The 23,099-nt window shown below is 68.7% G+C and carries 17 protein-coding genes and 1 pseudogene; 11 read left to right on the forward strand and 7 right to left on the reverse strand.

The window, feature by feature from the left end; all coding sequences use genetic code 11:
• Positions 1-216 precede the first annotated feature (216 nt).
• Both BVE01S_RS11945 and BVE01S_RS11950 read right to left on the reverse strand, forming a co-directional pair.
• Positions 217-1,068 carry an alpha/beta hydrolase gene (locus BVE01S_RS11945; protein ID WP_066627848.1) on the reverse strand — a complete coding sequence of 284 codons (852 nt, stop codon included), beginning with the start codon at positions 1,066-1,068 and terminating at the stop codon, positions 217-219.
• A 61-nt stretch (positions 1,069-1,129) separates the two neighbouring features.
• The gene (locus BVE01S_RS11950) at positions 1,130-3,100 is read right to left on the reverse strand and encodes an AsmA family protein (RefSeq protein ID WP_240612144.1); all 1,971 of its coding nucleotides are present in this window, start codon (positions 3,098-3,100) and stop codon (positions 1,130-1,132) included.
• 242 nt (positions 3,101-3,342) lie between these two features.
• Between BVE01S_RS11950 and BVE01S_RS11955 the strand changes: the two genes are divergently transcribed.
• Complete coding sequence (locus tag BVE01S_RS11955; RefSeq protein ID WP_066627854.1) at positions 3,343-3,648, forward strand: hypothetical protein; 306 nt, start codon at positions 3,343-3,345, stop codon at positions 3,646-3,648.
• A gap of 77 nt (positions 3,649-3,725) precedes the next feature.
• On the opposite strand, the gene BVE01S_RS11960 is transcribed toward BVE01S_RS11955, so the two are convergent.
• Together BVE01S_RS11960 and BVE01S_RS11965 are read right to left on the reverse strand one after the other, a co-directional pair.
• Positions 3,726-5,837, reverse strand: coding sequence for a S9 family peptidase (locus BVE01S_RS11960; RefSeq protein ID WP_066627857.1), 2,112 nt, complete (start codon positions 5,835-5,837; stop codon positions 3,726-3,728).
• A gap of 69 nt (positions 5,838-5,906) precedes the next feature.
• The gene (locus BVE01S_RS11965; protein ID WP_066627860.1) at positions 5,907-7,982 is read right to left on the reverse strand and encodes a S9 family peptidase; all 2,076 of its coding nucleotides are present in this window, start codon (positions 7,980-7,982) and stop codon (positions 5,907-5,909) included.
• A gap of 115 nt (positions 7,983-8,097) precedes the next feature.
• Here BVE01S_RS11965 and BVE01S_RS11970 point away from each other — a divergent pair, with 115 nt between their 5' ends.
• The 8 genes from BVE01S_RS11970 (at position 8,098) to BVE01S_RS17290 (ending at position 18,542) form a co-directional block, all read left to right on the forward strand.
• Positions 8,098-8,952, forward strand: coding sequence for a GNAT family N-acetyltransferase (locus tag BVE01S_RS11970; RefSeq protein WP_066627862.1), 855 nt, complete (start codon positions 8,098-8,100; stop codon positions 8,950-8,952).
• Positions 8,949-9,407 (forward strand): tRNA (adenosine(37)-N6)-threonylcarbamoyltransferase complex ATPase subunit type 1 TsaE, encoded by a 459-nt coding sequence (gene tsaE / locus BVE01S_RS11975; RefSeq protein ID WP_066627873.1) that lies wholly within the window; start codon positions 8,949-8,951, stop codon positions 9,405-9,407. Before BVE01S_RS11970 ends, tsaE begins: the two co-directional genes overlap by 4 nt.
• Entirely contained in the window at positions 9,400-10,491 is a 1,092-nt protein-coding gene (gene amgK / locus BVE01S_RS11980) for an N-acetylmuramate/N-acetylglucosamine kinase AmgK (protein WP_066627883.1), read from the forward strand. Before tsaE ends, amgK begins: the two co-directional genes overlap by 8 nt.
• A 29-nt stretch (positions 10,492-10,520) precedes the next feature.
• Positions 10,521-11,216 carry an N-acetylmuramate alpha-1-phosphate uridylyltransferase MurU gene (gene murU, locus BVE01S_RS11985; RefSeq protein ID WP_066627885.1) on the forward strand — a complete coding sequence of 232 codons (696 nt, stop codon included), beginning with the start codon at positions 10,521-10,523 and terminating at the stop codon, positions 11,214-11,216.
• Positions 11,213-14,278, forward strand: a complete 3,066-nt coding sequence (gene addB, locus BVE01S_RS11990; protein WP_066627887.1) for a double-strand break repair protein AddB — start codon at positions 11,213-11,215, stop codon at positions 14,276-14,278. The genes murU and addB overlap by 4 nt, the downstream gene beginning before the upstream one ends.
• Positions 14,275-17,694 (forward strand): double-strand break repair helicase AddA, encoded by a 3,420-nt coding sequence (gene addA, locus BVE01S_RS11995; RefSeq protein ID WP_066627889.1) that lies wholly within the window; start codon positions 14,275-14,277, stop codon positions 17,692-17,694. The genes addB and addA overlap by 4 nt, the downstream gene beginning before the upstream one ends.
• A gap of 260 nt (positions 17,695-17,954) precedes the next feature.
• Complete coding sequence (gene trxA, locus BVE01S_RS12000) at positions 17,955-18,284, forward strand: thioredoxin (RefSeq protein WP_017506226.1); 330 nt, start codon at positions 17,955-17,957, stop codon at positions 18,282-18,284.
• 72 nt (positions 18,285-18,356) lie between these two features.
• Positions 18,357-18,542 (forward strand): hypothetical protein, encoded by a 186-nt coding sequence (locus tag BVE01S_RS17290; protein WP_084375398.1) that lies wholly within the window; start codon positions 18,357-18,359, stop codon positions 18,540-18,542.
• Between the two features lie 39 nt (positions 18,543-18,581).
• On the opposite strand, the pseudogene BVE01S_RS12005 reads toward BVE01S_RS17290, so the two are convergent.
• A pseudogene (locus tag BVE01S_RS12005) lies at positions 18,582-19,601 on the reverse strand (AraC family transcriptional regulator); the annotation flags it as partial.
• A 110-nt stretch (positions 19,602-19,711) separates the two neighbouring features.
• Here BVE01S_RS12005 and BVE01S_RS12010 point away from each other — a divergent pair.
• A complete protein-coding gene (locus tag BVE01S_RS12010) occupies positions 19,712-20,479 on the forward strand; it encodes a DUF2306 domain-containing protein (RefSeq protein WP_066627892.1) in 768 nt (255 codons plus the stop codon).
• A gap of 7 nt (positions 20,480-20,486) precedes the next feature.
• Here BVE01S_RS12010 and BVE01S_RS12015 read toward each other — a convergent pair whose 3' ends face one another.
• Positions 20,487-21,773, reverse strand: a complete 1,287-nt coding sequence (locus BVE01S_RS12015; RefSeq protein ID WP_066627894.1) for a bifunctional folylpolyglutamate synthase/dihydrofolate synthase — start codon at positions 21,771-21,773, stop codon at positions 20,487-20,489.
• A gap of 36 nt (positions 21,774-21,809) precedes the next feature.
• Between BVE01S_RS12015 and BVE01S_RS12020 the strand changes: the two genes are divergently transcribed.
• Complete coding sequence (locus BVE01S_RS12020) at positions 21,810-22,253, forward strand: DoxX family protein (RefSeq protein ID WP_066627896.1); 444 nt, start codon at positions 21,810-21,812, stop codon at positions 22,251-22,253.
• Here BVE01S_RS12020 and accD read toward each other — a convergent pair.
• A complete protein-coding gene (gene accD / locus BVE01S_RS12025) occupies positions 22,208-23,098 on the reverse strand; it encodes an acetyl-CoA carboxylase, carboxyltransferase subunit beta (RefSeq protein ID WP_066627899.1) in 891 nt (296 codons plus the stop codon). The genes BVE01S_RS12020 and accD overlap by 46 nt on opposite strands.
• Between the last annotated feature and the right edge of the window lies 1 nt (position 23,099).

Below are 23,099 nucleotides of genomic sequence, written 5' to 3' on the forward strand. Positions count from 1 at the left end.
GCTTCTGCGCGATCATCCCGATCCTTTCGTGCTCGTCGCGCCTCCGTAGACGCGAGGACCCAAGTGGCAATGATGGCCCCTCCGCCGAACAAGGCTTGAGCCCACCCAGCCCAATCAAAGGGGTCGGACACAACTTCGATTGGAATGTTCATCTACCCGAGATGGATCAACAGCACTTTCCAAAAGGTGAAGGCGCCCTGGACGAGTAGGCGAAGCTCAGCCCAGTTGGCGGTGGAAGAACCTCGCCACATCGGCCAGCACCGTCGCCTTCTTGCGGAACAGGGGCGAGAAGGTCGCGATCAGGTCGGCGTGGTCCAGGCCGGGGTAAAGCTTGGCCTCCGAGCGTCCGCCAACCGCGCGCATCCGTTCGTCCAGAATGACCGTGTCCTCGTCGTGGACCACCGTGTCGGCCGTGCCGTGGCCCAGCCAGATCGGCGGGGCGTCGGCGCGGACGAAGGTCACGGGCTGGGTCAGGGTCGGGTCCGGCGCGCGGCCGAAGGCATTCTGCGACGCCGCCACGTCGAACGGCAGGAAGTCGTAAGGGCCCGCGAGACCTGCGGCCGCCTTGATCAGATCGGGCCGGCCGACGGCGGCCATATAGCGTCGGTCCAAGGCGATCATCATCGCCAGATGCGCGCCCGCCGAATGGCCCAGCACGCCAAGCCGCGCCGGATCGCCGCCGTACTGACCGACCACCTCTGCCGCCTTGGCCGTGGCGGCGGCCGCGTCCTCGATGAAGGCCGGGAAGACGACCTGAGGCACGACGCGGTAGTCCGGCAGGGCGACCACGAACCCCCGCGCCGCCAAGGCTTGCGCCGCCCAGCCATACTGGCTGCGCGAGCCCGAATCCCAGCCGCCGCCATAGAAGAAGACCAGCGTTGGATAGGGGCCAGGCGCAGTCGGCGCATAGAGATCCATCTGCTGGCGCGGATCGTCGCCATAGGGGACGTCGCGCGCGACGCGTCGCACGCCGCCGTCCCTCGGTCCCAAGGTGTTCAGCAGGCTGAGCGGCGAGCAGGCGGCGGCGAGAAGCCCAAGGGCAGGCGCGAACAGTCCACGGCGGGTCATGCAAAAGGCTCCATCACCCACAATACGCTCGGATCGCCGGATCGGTCGTCGTCATCAACGATCAGCGGGCATTGGCGATCAGCCGGCCGCAGTCGGCGTCTTCGGCCAGCCCAGGATCGACGAAGGCGAACAGGGCCGTCACAGGCGCCACGACCGCACCCAACAGGCCCGCCAGACCGCCCTGCGACACCACCGAACCGACATCGACCCCGACCTTGGGCGCGGTCAGGGGGCCCGAGACGGTGATCGGCGCCCACAGGCGCAACAGCCGCGGCTTCTTGGATTCCCCTTCGATCCGCAGGTTCATCGTCTCGGCGCCCAGGTTAATGCTGCCCTTGCCCTGGGCCAGGACCACATCGGTGTCGATAACGAAGGTGCGTGCGGTCGCCGTGCCGCCGCTGACGTTGAAATCGGCGACGGCGCAGCGGATCTGGCTTTCGGACTGATCTCCGCTCAGCAGCTTCAGCAACCCGGCGCTGGCGTTGATGCCCAGCAGTTCGGCGAAGGCCGCCCGCATCTTGCCGTTCGGCACCACCAGGCTGAGGGATCCTTTCGACGCGGCGGCGAAATCATGGATCGAGGCCCCCGGTCCCTCCAGCTTCGCCCGCCCCAGCGCCCTGCCGGTGACGGGCGCCGAGCCGTTGCGGGCCGGGATGATTGACTCCAGCGGATAGCCGGCCAAACGCAGATCGACCGTGCTGTAGGGGGTGTCCTTGGTCGCATCGATCCGTGCCGTGCCGTTCAGTGCGCCGCGATTGAAGTCGAAGCTGATCGGATCCAGCTTCAGGATGCCGTCCTTCAGGTCGGCACCCAGGTTCACCTGACGCACGTCGAAGGCGTTCGCCTTCACCGATCCGGCCCGATAGGACAGGCTACCGTCCATGGTCTGCAGCCGCTCGGTCTGCAGCTTGGCGTCCGGCAGCAGCTTGCCGCCGACCAAGACCGGCGCCTCGGTGTCGGTGCCCGCCGCATTGGTTCGAGTCCGCGCGCCCAAAACGGCGGCCAGGTCGTCGATGTCCAGACGACGCGAGGTCAGGTCGGCGTCGACGCGCAGACGCTGGCCCGACTGGACCTTGACCTCGCCCGACAGATCGGACGCGCCGACACGTCCGTCAAAATCCTTGAAGGTCCAGACTCGCCGATCGCGGTTCAGCGCGCCCGACAGCCGGTAGGGCGGCGTACTGGGCAGGGCGACGCCGGTCAGCAGATAGAGGTCCGACATGTTGCGTCCCTGGATCGTCATGGTCGCATCGAACCGCCCCAGATCGAACGGTCGAGTGATCGCCCCCTTGGCGACCAGGGACGAGTCCGCGCCGGTCACATCCGCCTCGAACCGATAGGGACGGTCGCGCCGGATGTTGATGAAGGGACCGCCCACGATCCTGACGGTCATGGCTGCGCCGCGCACATCGCCGCGCCCGTCCAGCACGAAACCGGCCTGGCCGCTGGACGCCTCGCGCGCATTGACCGCCGCCTCCAGCGTCAGTCCGCGCCGCTGTTCCTCAAAGGTCAGCTGCCCGTCCTTGATGACCAGTTGCTGGATGACCGGCAGGTTCAGCCCTTCGCCATTGTCAGGTTTGTTGGGATTCAACTGCCAGCTCTTGCGGCCGTCCTTGGTGGAGATCAGCACGACCCGGGGCCGGGTGAAGCTCAGCAGGGGCATCTCGACCTGACCGGCCAGCAGCTTTCGAAGGCGCACCGAGGCCTGGACCTCATCGACGTCGGCCGTGTTGCGGTCGCGCGCCCAGCCGGGGCCGCCGATCTTAAGCCCTCGCACCACGGCGGATGGCGTCCAGCTGAACAGATTGACGTCCAGATCGCCGGTCAGGGCGATTTCGCGATCGTATTTGACCGAGGCCCAGCGGCCGATGGGCCCGCGCAGCATGTTCCAATCGAACAGGGCCAGGAAAAGAACGATGGCCGCCGCGACGACCAGCACCACGCCCGCCGCCCATTTTTCCGCCGCCCCCGGTCGTCGAGCCGCCGCATAGACGGGATCGTTGTCGCGCACCCAGTCGCGCCAGGTGCGCAAACGCGCCCCGGCCGGAGCCCACGCCCGCTGGTTCAGGTCGGCCCGAAAAGTGCGCCAATTCCGTGGGTTCGACAATCGCTCGTCTCCGTCAGCCAAAGGAAACGCACCAGCCCCGGTTTGGCGCCGCAGGGTCAGCTTGTCGTCGATCTGACGCGAAGTTGTCGCATAACCTTTACAAACTCCAGGATCGGCGCATAATTCGTCAGAGTCCTGATCTTAATTCAGGACGTGGAGGACTGCCGATGACCCGTTTCCTGACCCCCGCCCTGATCGCCGCCGCCCTGGCGGCCGCAACGACGCCGGCGCTGGCGCAAAGTCCGCGCCCCGCCGAGCGCGCGGCCGTGCTGCAAACCGTCAAGGTTTGCGGAACCGGCGTGGCCTCACGCACAGCCTATCAACGCGACCATGGCGCAACGCCCACCTTCGTCACGGCTCAACAGGCCGTCTCCGCATATCAGTCGGGCCAGCGCTGGGCCGCGCCGCGCTGCATGACGGCGCATCAGTATGACCGCCTGGTCGGGGCGCCGATGCAGCGCGCCGCGCTCTGACCCCGATCAAACGGGCATGAAGAAGGGGCGCGGTCGTCTGACCGCGCCCCTTTTTTTGTCGTCTGGACGGATGCCTCTTACTGCGTCGGCGTCAGATATTTGTTCAGCCAGCCGAACACTTCATTGTGCCATTGCAGGCTGTTGGCCGGCTTCAGCACCCAGTGGTTTTCGTTGGGGAAGACGATCAGGCGGCTGTCGATGCCGCGCCGTTGCAGGGCGGTGAAGGTCGATAGGCCCTGGGCGGTCGGGATGCGGAAGTCGCGGTCGCCCTGAACCACCAGCATCGGCGTCTTCCAGTTGTCGACGTGGTTGGCCGGGTTGAACTTCTGATAGCCCTCCGGCTTGTCCCAGGGCGTGCCGCCGTATTCCCATTCGGTGAACCACAGCTCTTCGGTCGAATAGCCCATGCCGAAGGTGTCGAAGACGCCGTCGTGATTGACCAGGCACTTGAATTCGTTCGACCAGTTGCCGGCGATCCAGTTGATCATATAGCCGCCGTAGGACGCGCCCAGCGCACAGGCGTTGTCGCCGTCCAGGAAGCTGTATTTCGCCTGAGCCGCCGCCCAGCCCTTCTGCAGGTCTTCCAGCGGGCGGTCGCCCCAGTGTTGGCTGATCGCATCCGTGAAGGCCTGGCCGTAGCCGGTCGAGCCGTGGAAATCGATCATCACCACCGCATAGCCCGCGCCCGCATAGGTCTCGGGGTTCCAGCGATAGGACCAGCCATCCCCGAACGAGCCCTGCGGCCCGCCGTGGATGAGGAAGGCGACCGGATATTTCCGGCCCTCGACGTATCCGGCCGGCTTGATGACATAGCCGTGGACCGTCTCGTTGTTCCAGCCGGCGAAGCTGAACTGCTCATACTCGCCGAACTGTTTGGCGGCGAAGGCGGGGTTGGACTGCGTCAGGCGGCGCGGCATTTCGCGACCCAGATAGGTCTTGAAATACAGGTCGCCCGGCTCGCGCAGGCTGTCCTGGGCGAAGACGAAGCCCGACGGCGTCTGCTGGAAGGCCGAGACGTGGCCCGCGCCCGTGATCGGCGTGACCACGCCGTTGCGCGTATCCACCGAAAACAGCTTGGTCGAGCCGACGTCGCCTGCCGTCGTGTACAGCGTCTGGCCATCGCGCGACCATTGCAGCGTGTCGGCCGAGCGATCCCAGTTCGAGGCGATCTCGCGCTTCTGGCCCGTTTCGACGTCCATCAGCACGATCTGGTAGCGATCGGCCTCGAAGCCCGGCCGCGCCATGGCGCGATAGGCCAGGGTCCGTCCGTCCGGCGAGAAGACCGGGCCGGTGTCCCAGGCGTCGTTGCCGTCGGTCAGATTGGTGAAGGTGCCGTCGCCCGTCAGGCCGTTGGTCTTCCATAGGTCGAAGTTGGTGCTCCACGGCTCGGTCTGACCGGCCAGACGGGCCGAAAAGACCACGGCGTCGCCCGCCGGCGTGAAGACGAACTCGCTCTCATCGCCGAAGGGCTTGGAGGGCGTGTCGCCATCGAAGCCCTTGGTGATCCAGGTTGGCGCGCCCGTCGCCTTGCCGTCGCGACCGATCGACTGGACGAACAGATGGTTCTGGGTGTGGTCGTTCCACGCATCCCAGTGGCGCACGAACATGCGGTCATAGACCTGGCCCGTCGTCTTCTGCTCGGCGATGGCCTTGCCCTGTTCGACCGAGGCGTTCAGGTCGGCTGCGTTGGGATAGACGGCCAGCGACACCGCCACCTTGTCGCCCGACGGGCTGATCCGATAGGCGTTCACGTCGGTGGGCAGGTTCGTCACCTGAACCGGCGCCGACGTGGGCGAGGCCACGCGCCAGACCTGGCTCGCGCCCGACTTGCCCGACAGGAAGTACAGATTGCCGTCCCCGCCCCAGCGCGCGGTGTTGGCGCCCTGATCCGAGATGGCCAGGCGGCGCGGGGCCGTGTCCGGCGCGTTCAGGTCCAGGATCCACAGGCTGCCGGCGCGGCTGTTGGCCTGAACATCGGTGGTCGTGACCGAATATACGACATAGCGGCCGTCCGGCGACACCTGCGGATCGCCCAGCCGGTTGGCCGAGATCATGTCCTGATAGGTGAAGGCGTCAGGCGTCGCGGGCGCGGCCGGAACCGGCGCGGGCGGCACCTGGGCCAGGGCAGGCGCGGCGCTCATCAGCGCAACAGCCGCGCAGGCGGCGGACAGAAGGGAACGGTGACGCATCAAGATCTTCCTCGCGAAGCTTTCTGGCCGCGAGGCGTAGCACCCTGCCAAGGCGCGTCAATGGGTCGCTCAGCCCGCCGGCGCCGTATAGCGACCCACCCAATCCAAGATTTCCTGCTGCCAGTCGACCCAGGTGCGGGGTTTCAGCACCCAGTGGTTCTCGTCCGGCACATGGACGAAGCGGCTGGGCACGCCCTGACGCTGAAGCGCCGAGAAGGTCGCCAGTCCCTGCTCCATCGGCACGCGGAAGTCCTTGGAGCCATGCAGCACCAGCATCGGCTTTGTCCAGTCGCCGGCGTAGGTCTCGGGGTTGAAGGCGTCATAGACGGCCTTGCGCTCCCAGCTCGGTCCGCCGAACTCCCAGATGAAGTTGCCGATATCCATGGCGTTCATCAGTTGCGGCACGTCGAACACCCCGGCGTGGTTGACCAGGCAGCGCCACGGCCCATTCCACTTTCCGGCGATCATATTGACCATATAGCCGCCGTAGGACGCGCCCAGCGCACAGGCCCGGTCGCCGTCGATCCACGGATTGCTGGACAGCGCCGCCGCCCAACCCTTCTCCAGATCTTCCAGCGGCCGGTCGCCCCAGTGATCGTTGATCGCGTCGGTGAAGGCCTGGCCATATCCAGGCGAGCCGTGGAAGTTGATCATCACCACCGCATAGCCCGCCGCCGTATAGACCTGCGGATTCCAGCGGTAGGACCAGTTTTCGGTCCAGGGCGATTTCGGCCCGCCGTGGATCAGATAGACCGCCGGGTAGCGCCGGCCCTCGACCGCGCCCGCCGGTTTGAACACCCAGCCCTGCACCGGCTCATTGTTCCAGCCGGCGAAGGTGAAGGCCTCGCCCTTGGGCAGGTCCATCTGCGCCAGCACCTCTGCGTTCTGGCGGCTGATCTGGCGGGGTTCGCCGCGCGTCTGAACAAAGATCTGGGTCGGGGCGACGAAGCTTTCGTGGGCATAGGCCAGGACCCCGGCCTTCTCCTCATAGGCGCCGACCGTGCCGTTTCCGGTCAGGGGCGTGATACGGCCGGTGCGGGCGTCGACCGAGAACAGCCGGTTCTGGCCCTCGTCCGCCGCCGAGACCAGCAGCGACCGGCCATCAGTGCGCCATTGCAGGCCGCCCGCGCCCCGATCCCAGTCGGTCAGCTTCCTCGCGCCGGAGCCGTCGGCGTCAGCCACCCAGACCGCGGCCTGATCCCCGCCGACGTTCTCGCGCGGCGCCGACAGCCAAGCCAGCTGGCGACCGTTCGGAGAGAAGACCGGATTGCCGTCCGATCCCTTGTTGCCTTCCGTCAGATTGACCGGCGTCCCGCCATCGAGCGCCACGCGGAAGACGTCGCTGTTGCTGGTGAAGGGTTCGCCCGCGCCTTGCGTCTGCGTGCCGTAGACCAGGGTCCGGCCGTCCGGCGAAATGTCGAAACTGGAATCGCCGGCCGAGACATCGGCGTCCAGACCCGCCATCAGATCGCGCGGTTCGCCGCCACTCAAACCCGCGCCATTCAGCGGCTGGACGAACAGATGGGTGCGGCGCGTATCGACCCAGTGGTCGAAGTCGCGCAGCGGCAGACGGTCGTAGGACTGGAGCGTCGATTTACCCCGAGCATCCAGCCGCGTCTTGGTGCAGGCCAGGGTGTCGCAATCGACGAAGACCGAGACGGCCAAGACCAGCGACCTGCCGTCCGGCGCGATGCGGAAGCCCGAGACGTCGAAAGGCAGAGTCGTCACCTGGGCCGCCGCCATCCCGGCCGCATCCGTGCGCCAGACCTGGTTCGATCCGCCCCGCGACGACAGGAAGTATATCGCCCCGCCGTCCGGCGCCCAGCGCGCGCCCGAGACGCCGCCTTCCGAGATCGCCAACTTGCGCGGCTCGCCACCCGACACGTCCGCCAGCCACAGGCCGTTGACGCCTTTGTTGCCGTCCCAGTCGGTGGTGCGTACGGCGTAGAGGATTTGGCGGCCGTCCGGCGAGACGCGCGGCTCGCTGACCCGCTCCATCATCGCCAGATCTTTCAGCGACAGGCCGCGCGATGCGGGCGCCGGAGCGGAGGCCGGAGCCGGCGAGGCCTGCTGCGCCAGGCTGGGCGCAGCGGCCAGGATCAGGCTTCCAAAGGCGACCGCCGCCATCCAGCGTGAACGCGTCATGTCTTCATTCCCCACAGCTTTTCGACAGTGATAGGGGCCGCCCGTCCGATCGCCAAGCGTCCACGACGCCGCGCATCTTGCCCCCTCCGACCGAACCGGCGACAAGCGATCTTTCATGACCGCCGCCACCCTTCCCGCCCGCCGTCAGCCCCACATCGTCGATGTGCTGATCGCCGAACGCGCGCCGCGCCTGACCGCCTCGCCGCTGTGGCCGGTCGTGCGGCCGGCGCTTTACGGCGTGCTGGGCTATGGGGCGGCGGTGCGGATGGCCGACGCCATCCGCGACCTGTCGGGCACCGAGACGTTCGATTACGTCTCGGATCTGCTGAGGCTGAGGGTGACGACGACGAATCTGGAGCGCCTGCCCCCGACCGGCCGCTGCGTCGTCGTGTGCAACCACCCCACCGGCATCGCCGACGGGGTCGCCGTGTTCGACGCGATCAAGCAGCGGCGCAGCGACATGATTTTCTTCGCCAACGCCGACGCCATCCGCGTCTCGCCCCGGCTGGACGAGACCATCATCCCCGTCGAATGGGTCCACGACAAACGCACTCGCGAAAAGACCCGCGCCACACTGAACGCCGCCAAGGAGGCGTTCGAGGCCGAACGCTGCGTCGTCATGTTTCCCGCCGGTCGTCTGGCGCGCGAGAAGAACGGCGTCCTGACCGATCCCGAATGGGCCCCGACCGCCGCCTCCATGGCGCGCAAATACGGTGCGCCGGTCGTGCCCATGCATGTCACAGGCCCCTACAGCCGGCTGTTTCACCTGTTCGACAAGGTCTCGCAGGAGTTGCGCGACGTGACGCTGTTCCATGAGTTGCTGAACAAGGAAGGCAAGCCGTTCGGCGTCGATGTCGGTCTGCCCATTCCCGCCGATCGGCTGGACGTGGACGCAGCCAAGGCCACCGAAGCGTTGAAGACCTTCACCGAGCGCACCCTGGCCGCCGATCCTGATGCGGTGTTCGCATGAAGATCGCCCTGCCCGACGCCGAGGCCACCACCGCCCTGGGCCAGGCCATCGCCCCCCTGCTGGCGGCGGGCGACAGTCTGCTGCTCTACGGTCCGCTGGGCATGGGCAAGTCGACCCTGGCGCGCGGCCTGATCCGCGCCCTGACCACGCCGGACGAGGACGTGCCCAGCCCGACCTTCACCCTGGTCCAGTTCTATGAGTCCGACCCGCCCGTCGCCCATTTCGACCTCTATCGCCTGACCCGACCGGAAGAGGCGTTCGAGATCGGTCTGGACGAGGCGCTGGACGAGGGGTGCGCCGTGATCGAATGGCCCGAGCGTCTTGGCGACGATCCCGGCCGGTTTCTGGGGCCGGATCAGCTGATCATCGAAATCTCCGAACAGGGTGACGGCCGCGTTGCGACCGTTTCCGGCGTAGGCCGATGGGAAACGGGGCTGAAGGAACTGCATGTCTGACCGCGAAACCCTCCGTCTCGACTTCCTGAAGGCCGCCGGCCTGGCCGACGCCGTGCGCGCCCCCCTGCCCGGTGACGCCTCGACGCGGCGGTATGAGCGGCTGACGCCGACGACCGGCCCTACATTGATGCTGATGGATCAGGCGCCCGCCGCCGAAAGCCAGCCGTGCGATCCGCGCTGGACGCCCGAGCAGCGTCACGCCGCCGGCTGGAACGCCGTCGCCCGCCTGTCCGCCGGCCGGATCGAGGCCTTCGCCGCCGTCGCCGCCCATCTGAAGTCACTGGGCCTGTCCACCCCCGAGATTCCGTCGCTGGACGCCGCCAACGGCCTGGCCGTGCTTGAGGATTTCGGCGACGCCCTGTTCGCCCGCGTGATCGAAGACGGCGCCGACGAGACGCCGCTTTATCTGGCCGCCATCGAGGCCCTGGCCGTTCTGCACGAGGCCGGCGCTCCGCCCGAAACCCTGCACGGTCCCGGCGGCGACTGGCCGCTGCTGACCTATGACGAAACGGCGCTTCAGGGCGGCGCCGATCTGTTCGTCGAATGGCTGCCGAGGCTCGACGACCGCGTCGGCTTCGACGCCGCCGCCATCGCCGACTGGCGCGCGGCCTGGGCGCCCATCGTCACCTCCGGCGCGGCCGGGGCCTCGGTCATGGCCCACCGCGACTATCACGCGGAGAACCTGATCTGGCTGCCCGAGCGCGACGGCGCCGCCCGCGTCGGCATGATCGACTTCCAGGACGCGGTGCGCGCCCACCCGTCGTGGGACCTGCACTCCCTGCTTCAGGACGCCCGCCGCGACGTCTCGCCAGCGCTGGAGGCCGAGGCGCTGGACCGCTATTTCGCCCTGCGGCCCCGGGTCGACCGCGAAGCCTTCATGGCCGACTACGCCGGCCTCGCCGGCCTGAACGAGGCGCGCATCATCGGCATCTTCGCCCGCCTGATCGCGCGCGACGGCAAATTGCGATACCGCCAGTTCCTGCCGCGCATGTGGCGACACCTGAACGCCAATCTGGAACAGCCGGCCCTAGCGCCCGTCGCCCGCTGGTTCGACCGTCACGTTCGAGCCGAGGCCCGCGCATGACCGCTCCGAAGACGGCCCCCAAGACTGCAATGGTCCTCGCCGCCGGCCTGGGCACGCGCATGCGCCCCCTGACCGACGACCGACCCAAGGCCTTGGTCGAGGTCCAGGGCCGCGCCTTGATCGACCATGTGCTGGACCGTCTGGCGGAGGCCGGCGTCGAAAAGGCGGTAGTGAATGTCCACTGGTTCGCCGACCGACTGGAAGCGCATCTCGCGGCGCGCGGACGCGGGCCCGAAATCGTGATTTCCGACGAACGCGCCGAACTGCTGGAGACCGGCGGCGGGCTGAAGAAGGCTCACGCCCTGCTGGGCGAGGAGCCCGTCTTCGTCGCCAATATCGACAGCGTCTGGATCGACCGAGGCGACGCCCTCACTGATCTGATCCGCCTGTGGAACCCCGAGACGATGGACGCCGCCCTGCTGCTAGCCCGCCGCGAAGGCTCCATCGGCTTTGAGGGCGACGGCGATTTCTTCATGGCCGACGACGGAAAGCTAACCTTCCGGGGCGACGCCCCTTCCGCGCCGTTCGCCTATATGGGCGTCCACATCACCCGCCCCGGCTATGCCGATCACGGCCCCGACGGCCCCTTCTCCCTCAGCCCCCTTTGGCGCAACTCCGCCGCTAAAGGACGTCTGTTCGGCTGCGTCCTGGACGGCGATTGGATGCACGTCGGCGACCCGCAGGCGCGGGATGAAGCCGAGGTCAAACTGGCGGGAGAGGCGTGAGCCTGTTCGATCCCTTCCTCGGCGACACGCCGTGCTGGTACGCCATCCCCGCGCACCGGCCGTTCCTTGAAGACCTGGCCGCCGGCGTCCTGGCCTGGCTGGGCGATCTGCCGCCCGAGACCCTGTCGGACGCCACCATCCTGCTGCCCAACCGCCGGGCCGCGCGTGCCTTCACCGGCGCCCTGTCCAAGCTGTCTCAGGGTCGCCCCATTCTGCTGCCTCAGGTGCGGCCGCTGGGCGATCTGGAGGAGGACGAGCCGCCGTTTACGCCCGGCGCCCTGGGTCTGGACCTGCCGCCCGCCATCCCCGCCCTGACGCGCCGGTTCGAGATGGCGCGGATGATCGTCGAACAGTTCGATGCGTCCTTAAGCCCGATGCGCGCGCTGGATCTGGCCGATGCGCTGGGCGGCTTCCTCGATTCCTGCCAACTGGAAGAGATTCAGAACCCTGAGCGGATCGCGACGCTGGTCGACGGCGAAATGGCCGAACACTGGGAACGCTCGGCCGAGTTTCTGGGTCTGGCGGTCGAGGCCTGGCCGAAGCGTCTGGCCGAACTGGGTCTGGTCGATCCGGCCTGGCGTAGGGCGACCCTGCTGCGCCGCCTCGCCGACCTGTGGGACCGCGAACCGCCGCGCCAGCCCGTCATCGCCGCCGGCTCGACCGGCACCGTCCCCGCCGCCGGCGACGTGCTGAAGGCCGTGGCCAGGGCGCCGCTGGGCTGCGTCGTCCTGCCTGGCCTCGACCTGGATCTGGACGCGGGCGTCTCGGACCGGCTGGACGAACAACATCCGCAAAGCGCGATGAAGCGGCTGCTGGACCGCTGCGAGATCGCGCGCGAGAGCGTTCGCCCCTGGTTCCATCCCGCCGTTCCCACAGCCGTCGAGGCGCGCGGACTGGCGCGCCAGCGGCTGGTCAACGAGGCCCTGCGCCCCGCCGAGGCCACCGACGACTGGCGGCGCGCGATCCGCGACATCCGCTCGGCCGCCGCTGCGCGCAGCGAGGCGCGGGACCCGATCGCCGAGGGTCTGCAGGGTCTGTCGCTGCTGAGCGTGCGCGCCGAGGAAGAGGCCGCCGCCGCCATCGCTCTGATGATGCGTGAGACGTTGGAAACGCCGGGCAAGACCTGCGCCCTGGTCACGCCGGATCAGGCCGTGGGTCGCCGCGTCGCCGCCCGGTTGGAACGCTGGGGCGTCATCCCGGATTCGTCCGCCGGCGCCCCCCTGTCGCGCCTGCCTGCCGGGGCCCTGGTCGATCTGTGCGCCCGCTGGATCGCCGATCCGGTCCAGCCCCATCTGCTGCTGGCCGTGGTCAAACATCCGCTTGTCCAGTTCGACTTGGGCGACGCTCCTCAGGCCGCCGCCGTCGCCGCGCTGGAGGAACACGCCCTGCGCGGTCCCCGCCCGCGCGACTTCGCCGCCATCCATCGCCGCCTGCTGGAGGCGGTCCAGCCCGACCGGCGCGGCAAGGCGCCGCCGGAATGGAAACAGGCCCGGCTGTCGGCCGCGACCCAGCTGGTCGATCAGCTTCAGGCCGCCGTCGAGGCCGCGACGGCCGCCTTCGCGCCCGACGCGGATCTGAACGTCGGCGCCTCGGCCCTGACCCGGCTGATCGAAACCTTAGCCGGCCAGAACGCCTGGGCCGGTCCTGACGGCGAGGGCGCCGCCGCCCTGTTGTCCGGCCTGATCGACGGCGGGGCGTCGCTCGGCCGCATCCGCCGCGCGGAGTTGGCCGAACTGGTCACGTCCCTGGTCAAGGAAAACGTCGTGCGGACCGGCGGGGCGACCCATCCGTCGCTGCGCATTCTCGGCGCCATCGAGGCGCGTCTGGTCAGGGCGGACCGGATGATCCTGGCCGGGCTGGAGGAAGGCGTCTGGCCCCAGGCCGCCCCGACCGATCCCTTCCTGTCGCGCCCGATGCGAAAGGCGCTGGGCTTGCCGCCGCCAGAGCGTCGCTTGGGCCAGACGGCGCAGGATTTCGTCCAGGCCGCCTGCGCCGACGAGGTCATCTTGATCCACAGCGAGCGGCGCGGCGGCCAGCCCGCCGTCCGCTCGCGCTGGCTGTGGCGGCTGGAGATGCTGACGCGCGGCGCGAACGCTGTCGAAACACCCGTCGCAATCGCCCGCCCGGCGGCCGTCATCGACTGGGCCCGCGCTCTGGACGCACCGCCGTCCGGCCCACCCCAGTTCGCCAAACGGCCCGAGCCGCGCCCGCCGGTGCATCGCCGCCCGCGCAGCCTGTACGTCACCCGTATCGAACGCTGGGTGCGCGATCCCTACGCCATCTACGCCCTGTGGGTGCTGGGGCTGGAGGCGATGGAGCGGCCCGGCGCGTCTGCCGAAGCGCTCGCTCGGGGCAACGCCGTCCACGCCGCCATCGAGCGGCTGACGCTGGACTGGCCGAACGACCTGCCCGACGACTGCGAGGCCATCCTGCACGACCATCTGCTGCGCGAACTGGGCGCGCGCGGGTTCGAGGATGCGGCCATGGCGCGTGAGGCGCCGCTGGCCCGCAACTGCGCCCGCTGGCTGACCGAGTTCGAGCGCCGGCGTCGGGCGCGCGGCGTCGATATCCTGGTGGAACAGCAGGGGACGATGACCTTCGACGCCCCGGCCGGCCCCTTCACGGTCAAGGCCTTCGCCGACCGGATCGAGCTGGCGTCCGACGGGGCGGCGGTCATGGACTTCAAGACCGGGGCGGCGCCGTCCGCCAAACAGGTCAAGTCCGGCTTCGCCCCGCAACTGACCCTGACCGCCGCCATCCTGGCCGACGGCGGGTTCAAGGACACCAACGGCCCGGTCACGCCCGACGAACTGACCTATGTCCGCGTGGTCGGGCGAAAGATGGCGGGCGAAGTCGTCACCCGCGCCTCGGGCTCTGAGGCCGCCGACCTGGCGCAGGCGGCGCTGGACGGGCTGAAGCGCCGCGTGGCCCGGTTCGACGACGAGAATACGCCTTACGTTTCCTGGGCCGCGCCTCAGTTCATGGGCAACCAGGGCGGCAACTACGACCATCTGGCACGCGTCTGGGAATGGTCGGTGATCGGCGACGGTGACGAAGAATGAGCATCGCCCCCCAGATCGTCGCCGCCGACCCGCGCCTGACCGTTTTCGTCACCGCCAACGCCGGTTCGGGCAAGACCACCACCCTGGTCAACCGGGTGGCGCGGCTGCTGCTGGATCAGGTCGATCCCGGCGCCATCCTGTGCGTCACCTACACCAAGGCCGCCGCCGCCGAGATGCAGGCCCGGCTGTTCGACCAGCTCGGCGGCTGGGCCGTGCTGGACGACGCCGCACTGTCGCGCGAACTGGCCCGGCTGGACGACGGCGACCCGCAGGCGCTGGATCACGCCGCGCTTTCCCGCGCGCGCAAGCTGTTCGCCCGCGCGCTGGAGACGCCCGGCGGCCTGAAGATCCAGACCATCCACGCCTTCTGCGAAAAACTCCTGCGGCGGTTCCCGCTGGAGGCTGGGGTTTCGCCCCGCTTCACTGTGCTGGAAGACCAGGCCGCGACCGCCCTCAGCCACGCGGCGCGCGAAGATCTGGCCCGCGCCGCCGTCGCCGATCCGGACGGCCCCATCGGCCTGGCCTACAGCCATTTCGCCGTCGAGCTGGACTGGCAGCGGTTCCAGGCCCTGCTGTCGATGATCGAGGCCAAACGCGCCGATCTGTTGGACTATATCGACCGCGCCGAGGCCGGGACCGCGCCCGATCCCTGGTCCCTGACCGGCGCCGAGCGCGATCGCAGCCCGGAGGATCTGGAGCGAGACTTCGTCGCGTTCATCGATCCCGGCGAGTGGAACCGCATGGCCGAGGCCATGGAAACCGGCTCGGCCAATGACAAGAAGATCGCCGACGCCATGAGCGTCGCCGCCCCGCCCTACGCCGGGTTCGCGGCCCTGGCCGGGGTCTTCTGCACCCAGGCGGGCGAACCGCGAAAGAGCATGGGCACGAAGTCGGCGCCCCAGGGGGCGGCCGGCTGGCTGCTGGACCTCCAGACCAAATTCCTCGCCACGCGCGAGGCTCTGCGCAAGGCCAAGGTCGCCGATGATACGGTCAAGGTCCTGACGCTGGCCCGCGCCCACGCCGCCTTCTACGAAGCCGCCAAGGCCCAGCGCGGCGCGTTGGATTTTCCCGACTTGGTCGCGCGCGCCGCCGCCCTGCTGACCCAAAGTGGGGCCGCCGCCTGGGTGCTGTACAAGTTGGATGGCGGGGTCGACCACGTCCTGATTGACGAGGCCCAGGACACCGCCCCCGAACAATGGGCCATCGTCCGCGCCCTGACCGGCGAGTTCTACTCTGGCGAAAAGTCCGGCCGCACCGTCTTCGCCGTCGGCGACGAGAAACAGTCGATCTATTCCTTCCAGGGCGCCCGGCCCGAACGGCTGCGTCAGGAACGCGGTGCCTTCCTCGCTTTGGCCGAGGGCGCCGGCGAGCCCTTCGCCGGGCCGGAGCTGAACACCTCCTATCGCTCGACCGAAGAGGTGCTGGCCTTCGTCGACGCCGTCTTCGCCGATCCCGACCGCACCCGCGCCCTGACCGGCCCGCAAGGCGACATCGCCCGACACCTCCCTGCGCGCCTCGGCCAGCACGGCGCAATCGACCTTTGGCCCCTGTTCCTGGACGAGCCCGCGCCCGATACCGACGCCTGGGACGATCCCGTCGATCAGGAAAGCGGCGGCAGCGCCAGGAAGCGCCTGGCCCGCGACCTGGCCCGCGAGATTCGCCGCCAGGTCGAAAGCGGCGTCGCCGTCTTTGATCGCAGCACCCGCGACCTGCGCCCCGCCGGCTATGGCGACTACATCGTCCTGGTCCGCCGCCGCGACGCGACGTTCGAGGAGATCATCCGGGCGCTGAAGACCGAAGGCGTGCCCGTCGCCGGCGCGGACCGGCTGAAGCTGTCCAGCCATATCGTCTTCGACGACCTGATCTCGCTGGCGCGTTTCGCCCTCTTCCCCGACGACGACCTGTCCTTGGCCGAGGTGCTGCGCAGCCCGCTGTGCGATGTGGACGAGGACGGCCTTTATGCGCTGGCCGGCCGCGAAAACCGCAAGGCCGGCCAGCTGTGGCGCGACCTGCGCGACCGGGCGCACGAACGCCCCGAATGGACCCGCGCTCGAGATGCGTTGCAGGCCGCCATCGGCGCGCGCGGCGGCGATCCCTTCGCCTTCTTCTCCCAAGCCCTGAACCGGGTGGACGATACGGGGCGGTCGGGCCGCGGCCGCATCCTGGCCCGGCTGGGCCGCGAGGCGGAAGAGGCTATCGACGAGACCCTGAACCAGGTGCTGGCCGCCGAGAACCGAGGTGCCATCGATCTGGAGACCTGCGTCGCGCAGTTGGAGGCCGCAGACGTCGAGGTGAAGCGCGAACTGGAGGGCGCGCGCGGCGAGGTCCGCGTCATGACCGTCCACGGCGCGAAGGGTCTGGAGGCGCCCATCGTCATCCTGCCCGACACCACCATGAAAGCGAAGGCGCAAGGTCCGTCCCTGATGCCCGCGGTTACGCCAGAGGGCGAAGGCGAGGCTTGGCTGATGGCGCCCGGCTCGGCCAAAGACGACTGCCCGGCCTCCGCCTACGCCCGCGCCGCGCGCCAGGCCCGCACGGACGACGAGACCCTACGCCTGCTCTATGTCGCCCTGACCCGCGCGCGGGACCGCGTCATCGTCATGGGCCGCGCCTCCAGCCGGGGCGCCGAGGCCGGCAGCTGGTGGTCGATCCTCTCGGAAACCTTCGACCGCCTGGGCGATCAGGTGCGCGAAGTCGAAAACGGCGTGCGTCGCTATGGCGTCGATCCCGAGCGTCGCCCGGTCGCCGCCGATGAAGTCCGGTCCGCCGCCGTCCTGCCCGCCTGGGCCGCCTCGCCGCCGCCGGCCGACGCCGCCGCCCGCTTCGCCTCGCCGTCGCGAATGGAAGGTTCGATCCGCATTCCCGCCCCCTCGCCCCTGGCCAGGACCGAGGCGGGCGTTGTGTCGCTGGGCCGGTTCCGGCGCGGCGACCTGATCCACCGGCTGCTGGAACGCCTGCCCGAGATCGCGCCCGCCGACCGCCCCGACGCCGCCTGTCGACTGCTGGCCCGCGAGACCGATCTGGACGAGGCCCAGCGCACCGAGATGATCGCCGCCGCCTTCTCTGTTCTGAACGACGCCCGCTTCGCCCCGGTCTTCGGTCCCGGCTCCCGCGCCGAGGTCGCCCTGACGGGATCCGCCCCCGACCTGCCGCCCGGCGTCGCCATCAACGGCCGCATCGATCGGCTGGTGGTCACGCCCGAGAAGGTCCTGGTCGTCGATTACAAGACCAACCGCCCTGCGCCAGACGCCGTCGAGGCGGTCGATACCGCCTATGTGCTGCAGGCCGCCGTCTATGTCGCCGTGCTGAAGCGCCTCTATCCCGATCGCCCGGTCGAGGCCGCCCTGGTCTGGACCGACGGCCCCAAGCTGATGCCCATTCCTGAAACCCTGCTGGCGGCGGCGCTCAAACCCTAACCCCCGTCATCCTCGGGCTTGACCCGAGGACCGGGCGCCGGTCGATCTGTGCGTCGCCGTCTTCGCTCGAGCGGCGGATCATCCGATCCTCGGGTCGGGCCCGAGGATGACGGACGGAGAGAGGGAGCGACGGCGGCAGTTGAATTGCCCGCGATTCGCTCCCACATCTGCCATCGAACCCGGACACATCCGGCCAACACCAACACGCGCTCATGCAGCGAGGCGCCGCGCGCCGAGCGATAGCGCCCAAGGAGCCATTCATGGCGACTGTAAAAGTTACCGACGAGAGCTTTGACGCCGACGTCCTGAAATCCTCGACCCCTGTCCTGGTCGACTTCTGGGCCGAATGGTGCGGCCCCTGCAAACAAATCGGCCCGGCGCTGGAACAGATCGCAGACGAATTGGGCGGTCAGGTCACCGTGGCCAAGATCAACATCGACGACAGCCCCATGACCCCGTCCAAGCTGGGCGTGAAGGGCATTCCGACCCTGATGCTGTTCAAGGACGGCCAGATGGCGTCGATGAAGGTCGGCGCCATGCCCAAGGGCAAGATCGTCGAATGGCTGGCCGAGGCCGGCGTCAAGGCCTGAGCTTTCTCGACCAAGTCAGATCAAGCGCCCGCCGGTCCGACCGGCGGGCGTTTTTCATGCTAGGGTGGCGCCATGAGCGACGAAGACACCCCGAACCCGGCTGACGACATCCCCGGCGAGACGCCGGTCCAGAAGGCCCTGCGCCTGAAGAACGCTAAGCTCGACGCCCGTCCCCAGGCCCCGCGCGGCGGCCGTTTCCAGCGTGAGCAGAATGCGCGGATCGCGGCCGGCAAGTCGCGCCCGTGGATGAGCAAATAGCGCCTGATCAGAACCGACCGCGCGCGTTGCCGGGCTCGCCCCCGTCCAGCGCTTGAAGGCGCGGGAGAAGGCGCTGGGTTCTGAAAATCCGACCAGATAGGCCGTCTCGTTCACCGAGACCTTCTGGCCATGAAGGTAGTGCAGCGCCATGCGGTGGCGCAGGTCGTCGACCACGGCGTCGAACCCCGTCCCCTTCTCGGCCAGTCGACGATAGAGGGTCGCGCGGCTGACCCCCAGCTGACGCGCCACCTCGACCATGCCGATGTCCCCCCGGTGCAGGATCGGGATCAGCAGAGCCTCGACCCGACCGCGCAGGGTGCGGGCGGTCTCCAGGCCGGCCAGCAACTGGCTGGCCCGTTCACTCAACACCCCGAAGGCGTAGCGGCTGGGATTGTGCAGCGGGATCGACAGCCACGACGGGTCGATGCGGATGCCGTTCAGCGCGGATCCAAAGGTCGTCGACACGCCCAGTACGCGCCGATAATCATCGGCATGCGCCGGTGCTTCATGGGGCACATGGGCCTCAAGGGCGAAAGGCGCATCGGGGAAATGGCGGCGGGTCTCGGCGATGAAGCGAGACCAGGTCGCCTCGGTCAGCTCGGGAAAGGCGACGGGATCGGCGCGCCGATCCATCAGCCACAGGCCGTCCGCGCGCGGCGTGATCTCGAACCGGCCACCCGGCAGCGCCAGATCGACATCGGCGACCAGGCGCCCGAAGCGGTTCAACTCGCCCAGGGCCTCGCCCATCGTGGCGGCCGAATAGCAGATCAACCCCACCACCGAGAACTCGCGGAAATCCTGCGCTGCGCCCAGGTCCAGCGCGAACGCCGCCGCGCCGCTCTGCGCCTTGGCGGCCTGCATCAGCGCTACATATTGGGTCATCGGCACGCGCGCATCGGGATCGTCCAGGTCCGCCGGCCGGATGCCACAGCGCTCGGCCAGCCCCTCGGCATCGACACCCACCGACGCCGCATAGTCGAACAGGTTGCGCACATAGCCGGCCGAGACGGTGGCCACCGTCTGAAGCCGAAAGTCCTGTTTTGTGATCGTCGCGGTCATGGGCTGCGGAGGTTCGTCCCGATATCGCCGCCATACAAGAGCGGGTGTTCGAATGACGACGATGATCCACAACGACGAAGACCGCCCGGCGAGACGGGCGGCGCGCGCATTTGAAGGCGGCAGGGATCTTCTGGTTCGCCACCGCCGTGGCCGGTCAGGCCATGTTCGTCGTCTATATCCTCGGCTTCTATGGTGCGGCGGCCGTGGCGCGCCAGCCGGAGCGATGGAACGACGTCCTGGTCGGCGGCTACGTCGCGGGCGGCTTGATCGGCAATCTGGTCCTTGCAGCCCACCTGCTGATGGCGGCGATCATCACCATCGGCGGGCCGTTACAACTGATACCGCAGCTTCGCGCCCGCGCTCTGCAGCTGCATCGGTGGATGGGGCGGACCTATATCGTCACGGCGATCCTGATCAGCCTGGCTGGCCTCTATATGGTCTGGACGCGCGGCACGGCCGGCGGCGACGCCATGCGCGTCGGTATCAGCATCAACGGCGTGCTGATCCTGGTCGCCGCCGTCATGGCTTGGCGTCATGCCGCCGCGCGCCGGATCGACCGGCACCGTCGTTGGGCCATGGCGACCTTCATCCTGGTCAGCGGGGTCTGGTTCTTCCGCGTCGGCCTCTTGGCCTGGATCATGATAAACCAGGGGCCGGTCGGGATAGGAGACGACTTCAACGGGCCGTTCGTGCGGTTCTGGGCCTATGGCTGCTATCTCGCACCGCTGGCGGTTCTGATCCTCTATCTGCGTGCTCAGGACCGGCCGTCGCCTCTGGGTAAGGCCGCGACCGCCGCAGGATTGATCGTGCTGACCCTCGTGATGGGCCTAGGCGTCGTCGGCGCCACGATGGGGATGTGGCTGCCTCGTCTGACCTGATCGGCCGTCAGGTCGGCCAAGTCTCTTCACTCGCGCCCAACACCTCGCCCGCCAGATACAGCGACCCGCAGATCGCCACGCGGCCGGCGCCCAGACGCAGCGCCAGATCCAGCGCCTCAGAAACCGAACCCGCCGGGGTCGCCGCCAGCCCATGCCCGCGCGCCACGGCCGCCAGGGCCGTCGGCTCGGCCGCCGCGCCGTCGAAGCCGACGGTGAACACCGTCGCCTGACTGTCCTTCAGCGCGGCGAAGAAACCGCCCGCGTCCTTGTTATTCAACATGCCGCAGATCAGGGCCAGGGGACGCGGCGCCCGCGCCTGACGCTCGGCCAGAAACGCCGCCAGCGCCCGCGCCGCATGGGGATTGTGCCCTCCGTCCAGCCACAGCTCCGCCTCCGCCGCCTTGGCCGCAGCGCCGTATGGACCCGCCGAAATCCTCTGCAGCCGGGCGGGCCAGCGCACGCGCTTCAGCCCCTCGGCGATCGCAGCCTCGGGCAGGTCCAGTTCGACCGCCGCCGCCACGGCTAGGGCCGCATTGTCGATCTGGTGCGCGCCTGCCAGGGCCGGCGCCGGCAGGTCCATGAACAGTTCGGCCGTCTGGAACGCCAGACCGCCCCGCTCGGCCCAGGCATCGAAGTCGACCCCCAGCACGGTCAGCCGTGCATGGACGTCCATCGCCCGCCGCTCGATGGCGGCCATCGCCTCTTCCTTCTGGCGTGCGATCACGGCCGGCGCTCCAGCCTTCAGCACACCCGCCTTTTCCGAGGCGATGGCGGCCAGATCCGTGCCAAGGAACTCCGCATGATCGTAATCGACCGGCGCGATAACGCTAAGCAGCGGCCGCTCGATCACGTTTGTGGCGTCCAGCACCCCGCCCAGACCCACTTCGATGATGGCCAGGTCGGCGGGCGTCTCGGACATGGCCAGGAAGGCGGCGGCGGTCGTGCTTTCGAACACCGTGGCCTCGCTGTCCGTCTCGGCCATGACCGCCTCGATCCGGTCCAGGATCGCGTTCAGATGGTCGTCCTCGATCAGCGTTCCAGCCAGCCGGATCCGTTCATTGAACCGCACCAGATGGGGCGAGGTGTAGGCGTGCACCTTCAATCCCGCCGCCTCGGCGATGGCGCGGATCAGGGCCACGGTCGAACCCTTGCCGTTGGTGCCCGCCACATGGATCACCGGCGGAAGCTTGTGCTGCGGATCGCCAAGGGCCGCGCACAGCACGCGCATTCTTTCCAGCGAGAGGTCGATCCGCTGGGGGTGGCGCGCGCGTAGTCGTTCGGAGACGGGATCCATCCGCCTCCTTTACCCCCTGATTTCGAGAACCGCGACATGACTTCCAGGCCGCAGATCAGAACAGCGGCGCGCCTCGTCCTCGCGGCCGTCTTCCTAGGCGCAGGGGCGCTGCATCTGATGGTCCCCGGCCCCTTCGTGCGGATCACGCCGGCGTGGGTTCCGCAGCCGGCCCTGATCGTGGCCCTGACGGGGATCGCCGAACTGCTGGGCGCGGCGGGTCTGACGATCCCGCGCCTACGGGTCGCCGCTGGCTGGGCGCTGGCCGCCTACGCCGTCTGCGTCTACCCGGCCAACATCCAGCATGCCGTGAACTTTATGACGCCGGGCGCGGGTGTCGGCTGGGCCTATCACGGCCCGCGCCTGCTATTTCAGCCGGTCATCGTTTGGTGGTGCCTGTGGGCCTCGACCGCGATCGACTGGCCCTTCAGACGGTCTCAGGCGGCGGCGCGGGTTCCGCCCATCAGAATGGACAGGATCTGACCCAGGGTGCGCGGCAGGTCGGCGCGGGTCACGACCCGGTCCACCATGCCCTTTTCCTGCAGATATTCGGCGCGCTGGAAGCCGGGCGGCAGCTTCTCGCGGATGGTCGCCTCGATCACGCGCGGTCCGGCGAAACCGATCAGGGCGCCCGGTTCGGCCAGATGCACATCGCCCAGCATGGCATAGGAGGCCGTCACCCCGCCCGTCGTCGGGTCCGTCAGGACCACGGCGTAGGGCAGTCTGGCGTCCTTCAGCTCTTCGATGGCCAGGGTGGTGCGCGCCATCTGCATCAGCGACAGGGCGCCCTCCTGCATCCGCGCGCCGCCGGCGGCGGTGAAACAGACCAGCGGAACCTTGCGGCTCACCGCCTCGCGCGCGGCCTTGATGAAGGCCTCGCCCGCCGCCATGCCCAGCGACCCGCCCATGAAGGTGAAGTCCTGGACGATCACGACCGCATCCTGACCGCCGACCGAACCATAGCCGATGGCCATGGTGTCCTTGCGGCCCGCCGCCTTGCGCGCGGCGTTCAGGCGATCCTTGTAGGATTTGCCGTCCGAGAATTTCAACGGATCTTCCGGCACGTCCGGCGTGTCGATGGACTGGAAGACGCCGCCGTCGAAGGTGGCCTTCAGGCGGGTCGGCGCATCGATGCGCATATGCCGGCCCGACGGCGTCACCCAAAGGGCGGCCTCCAGGTCCGAGCGATACAGCATCTCGCCGCTGTCGGGATCCTTGACCCAGAGATTGTCCGGCGTGTCGCGGCGCGACACGATCTTGCGGACGCCGGGCGCAAAGCGGCTCAGCCAGCCGCCGCGCTTTTCCTGAGGCTTGGTCTTGTCGTTCATC

The organism is Brevundimonas vesicularis NBRC 12165 (genome assembly GCF_001592205.1).
Classification (GTDB): Bacteria; Pseudomonadota; Alphaproteobacteria; order Caulobacterales; family Caulobacteraceae; genus Brevundimonas; species Brevundimonas vesicularis.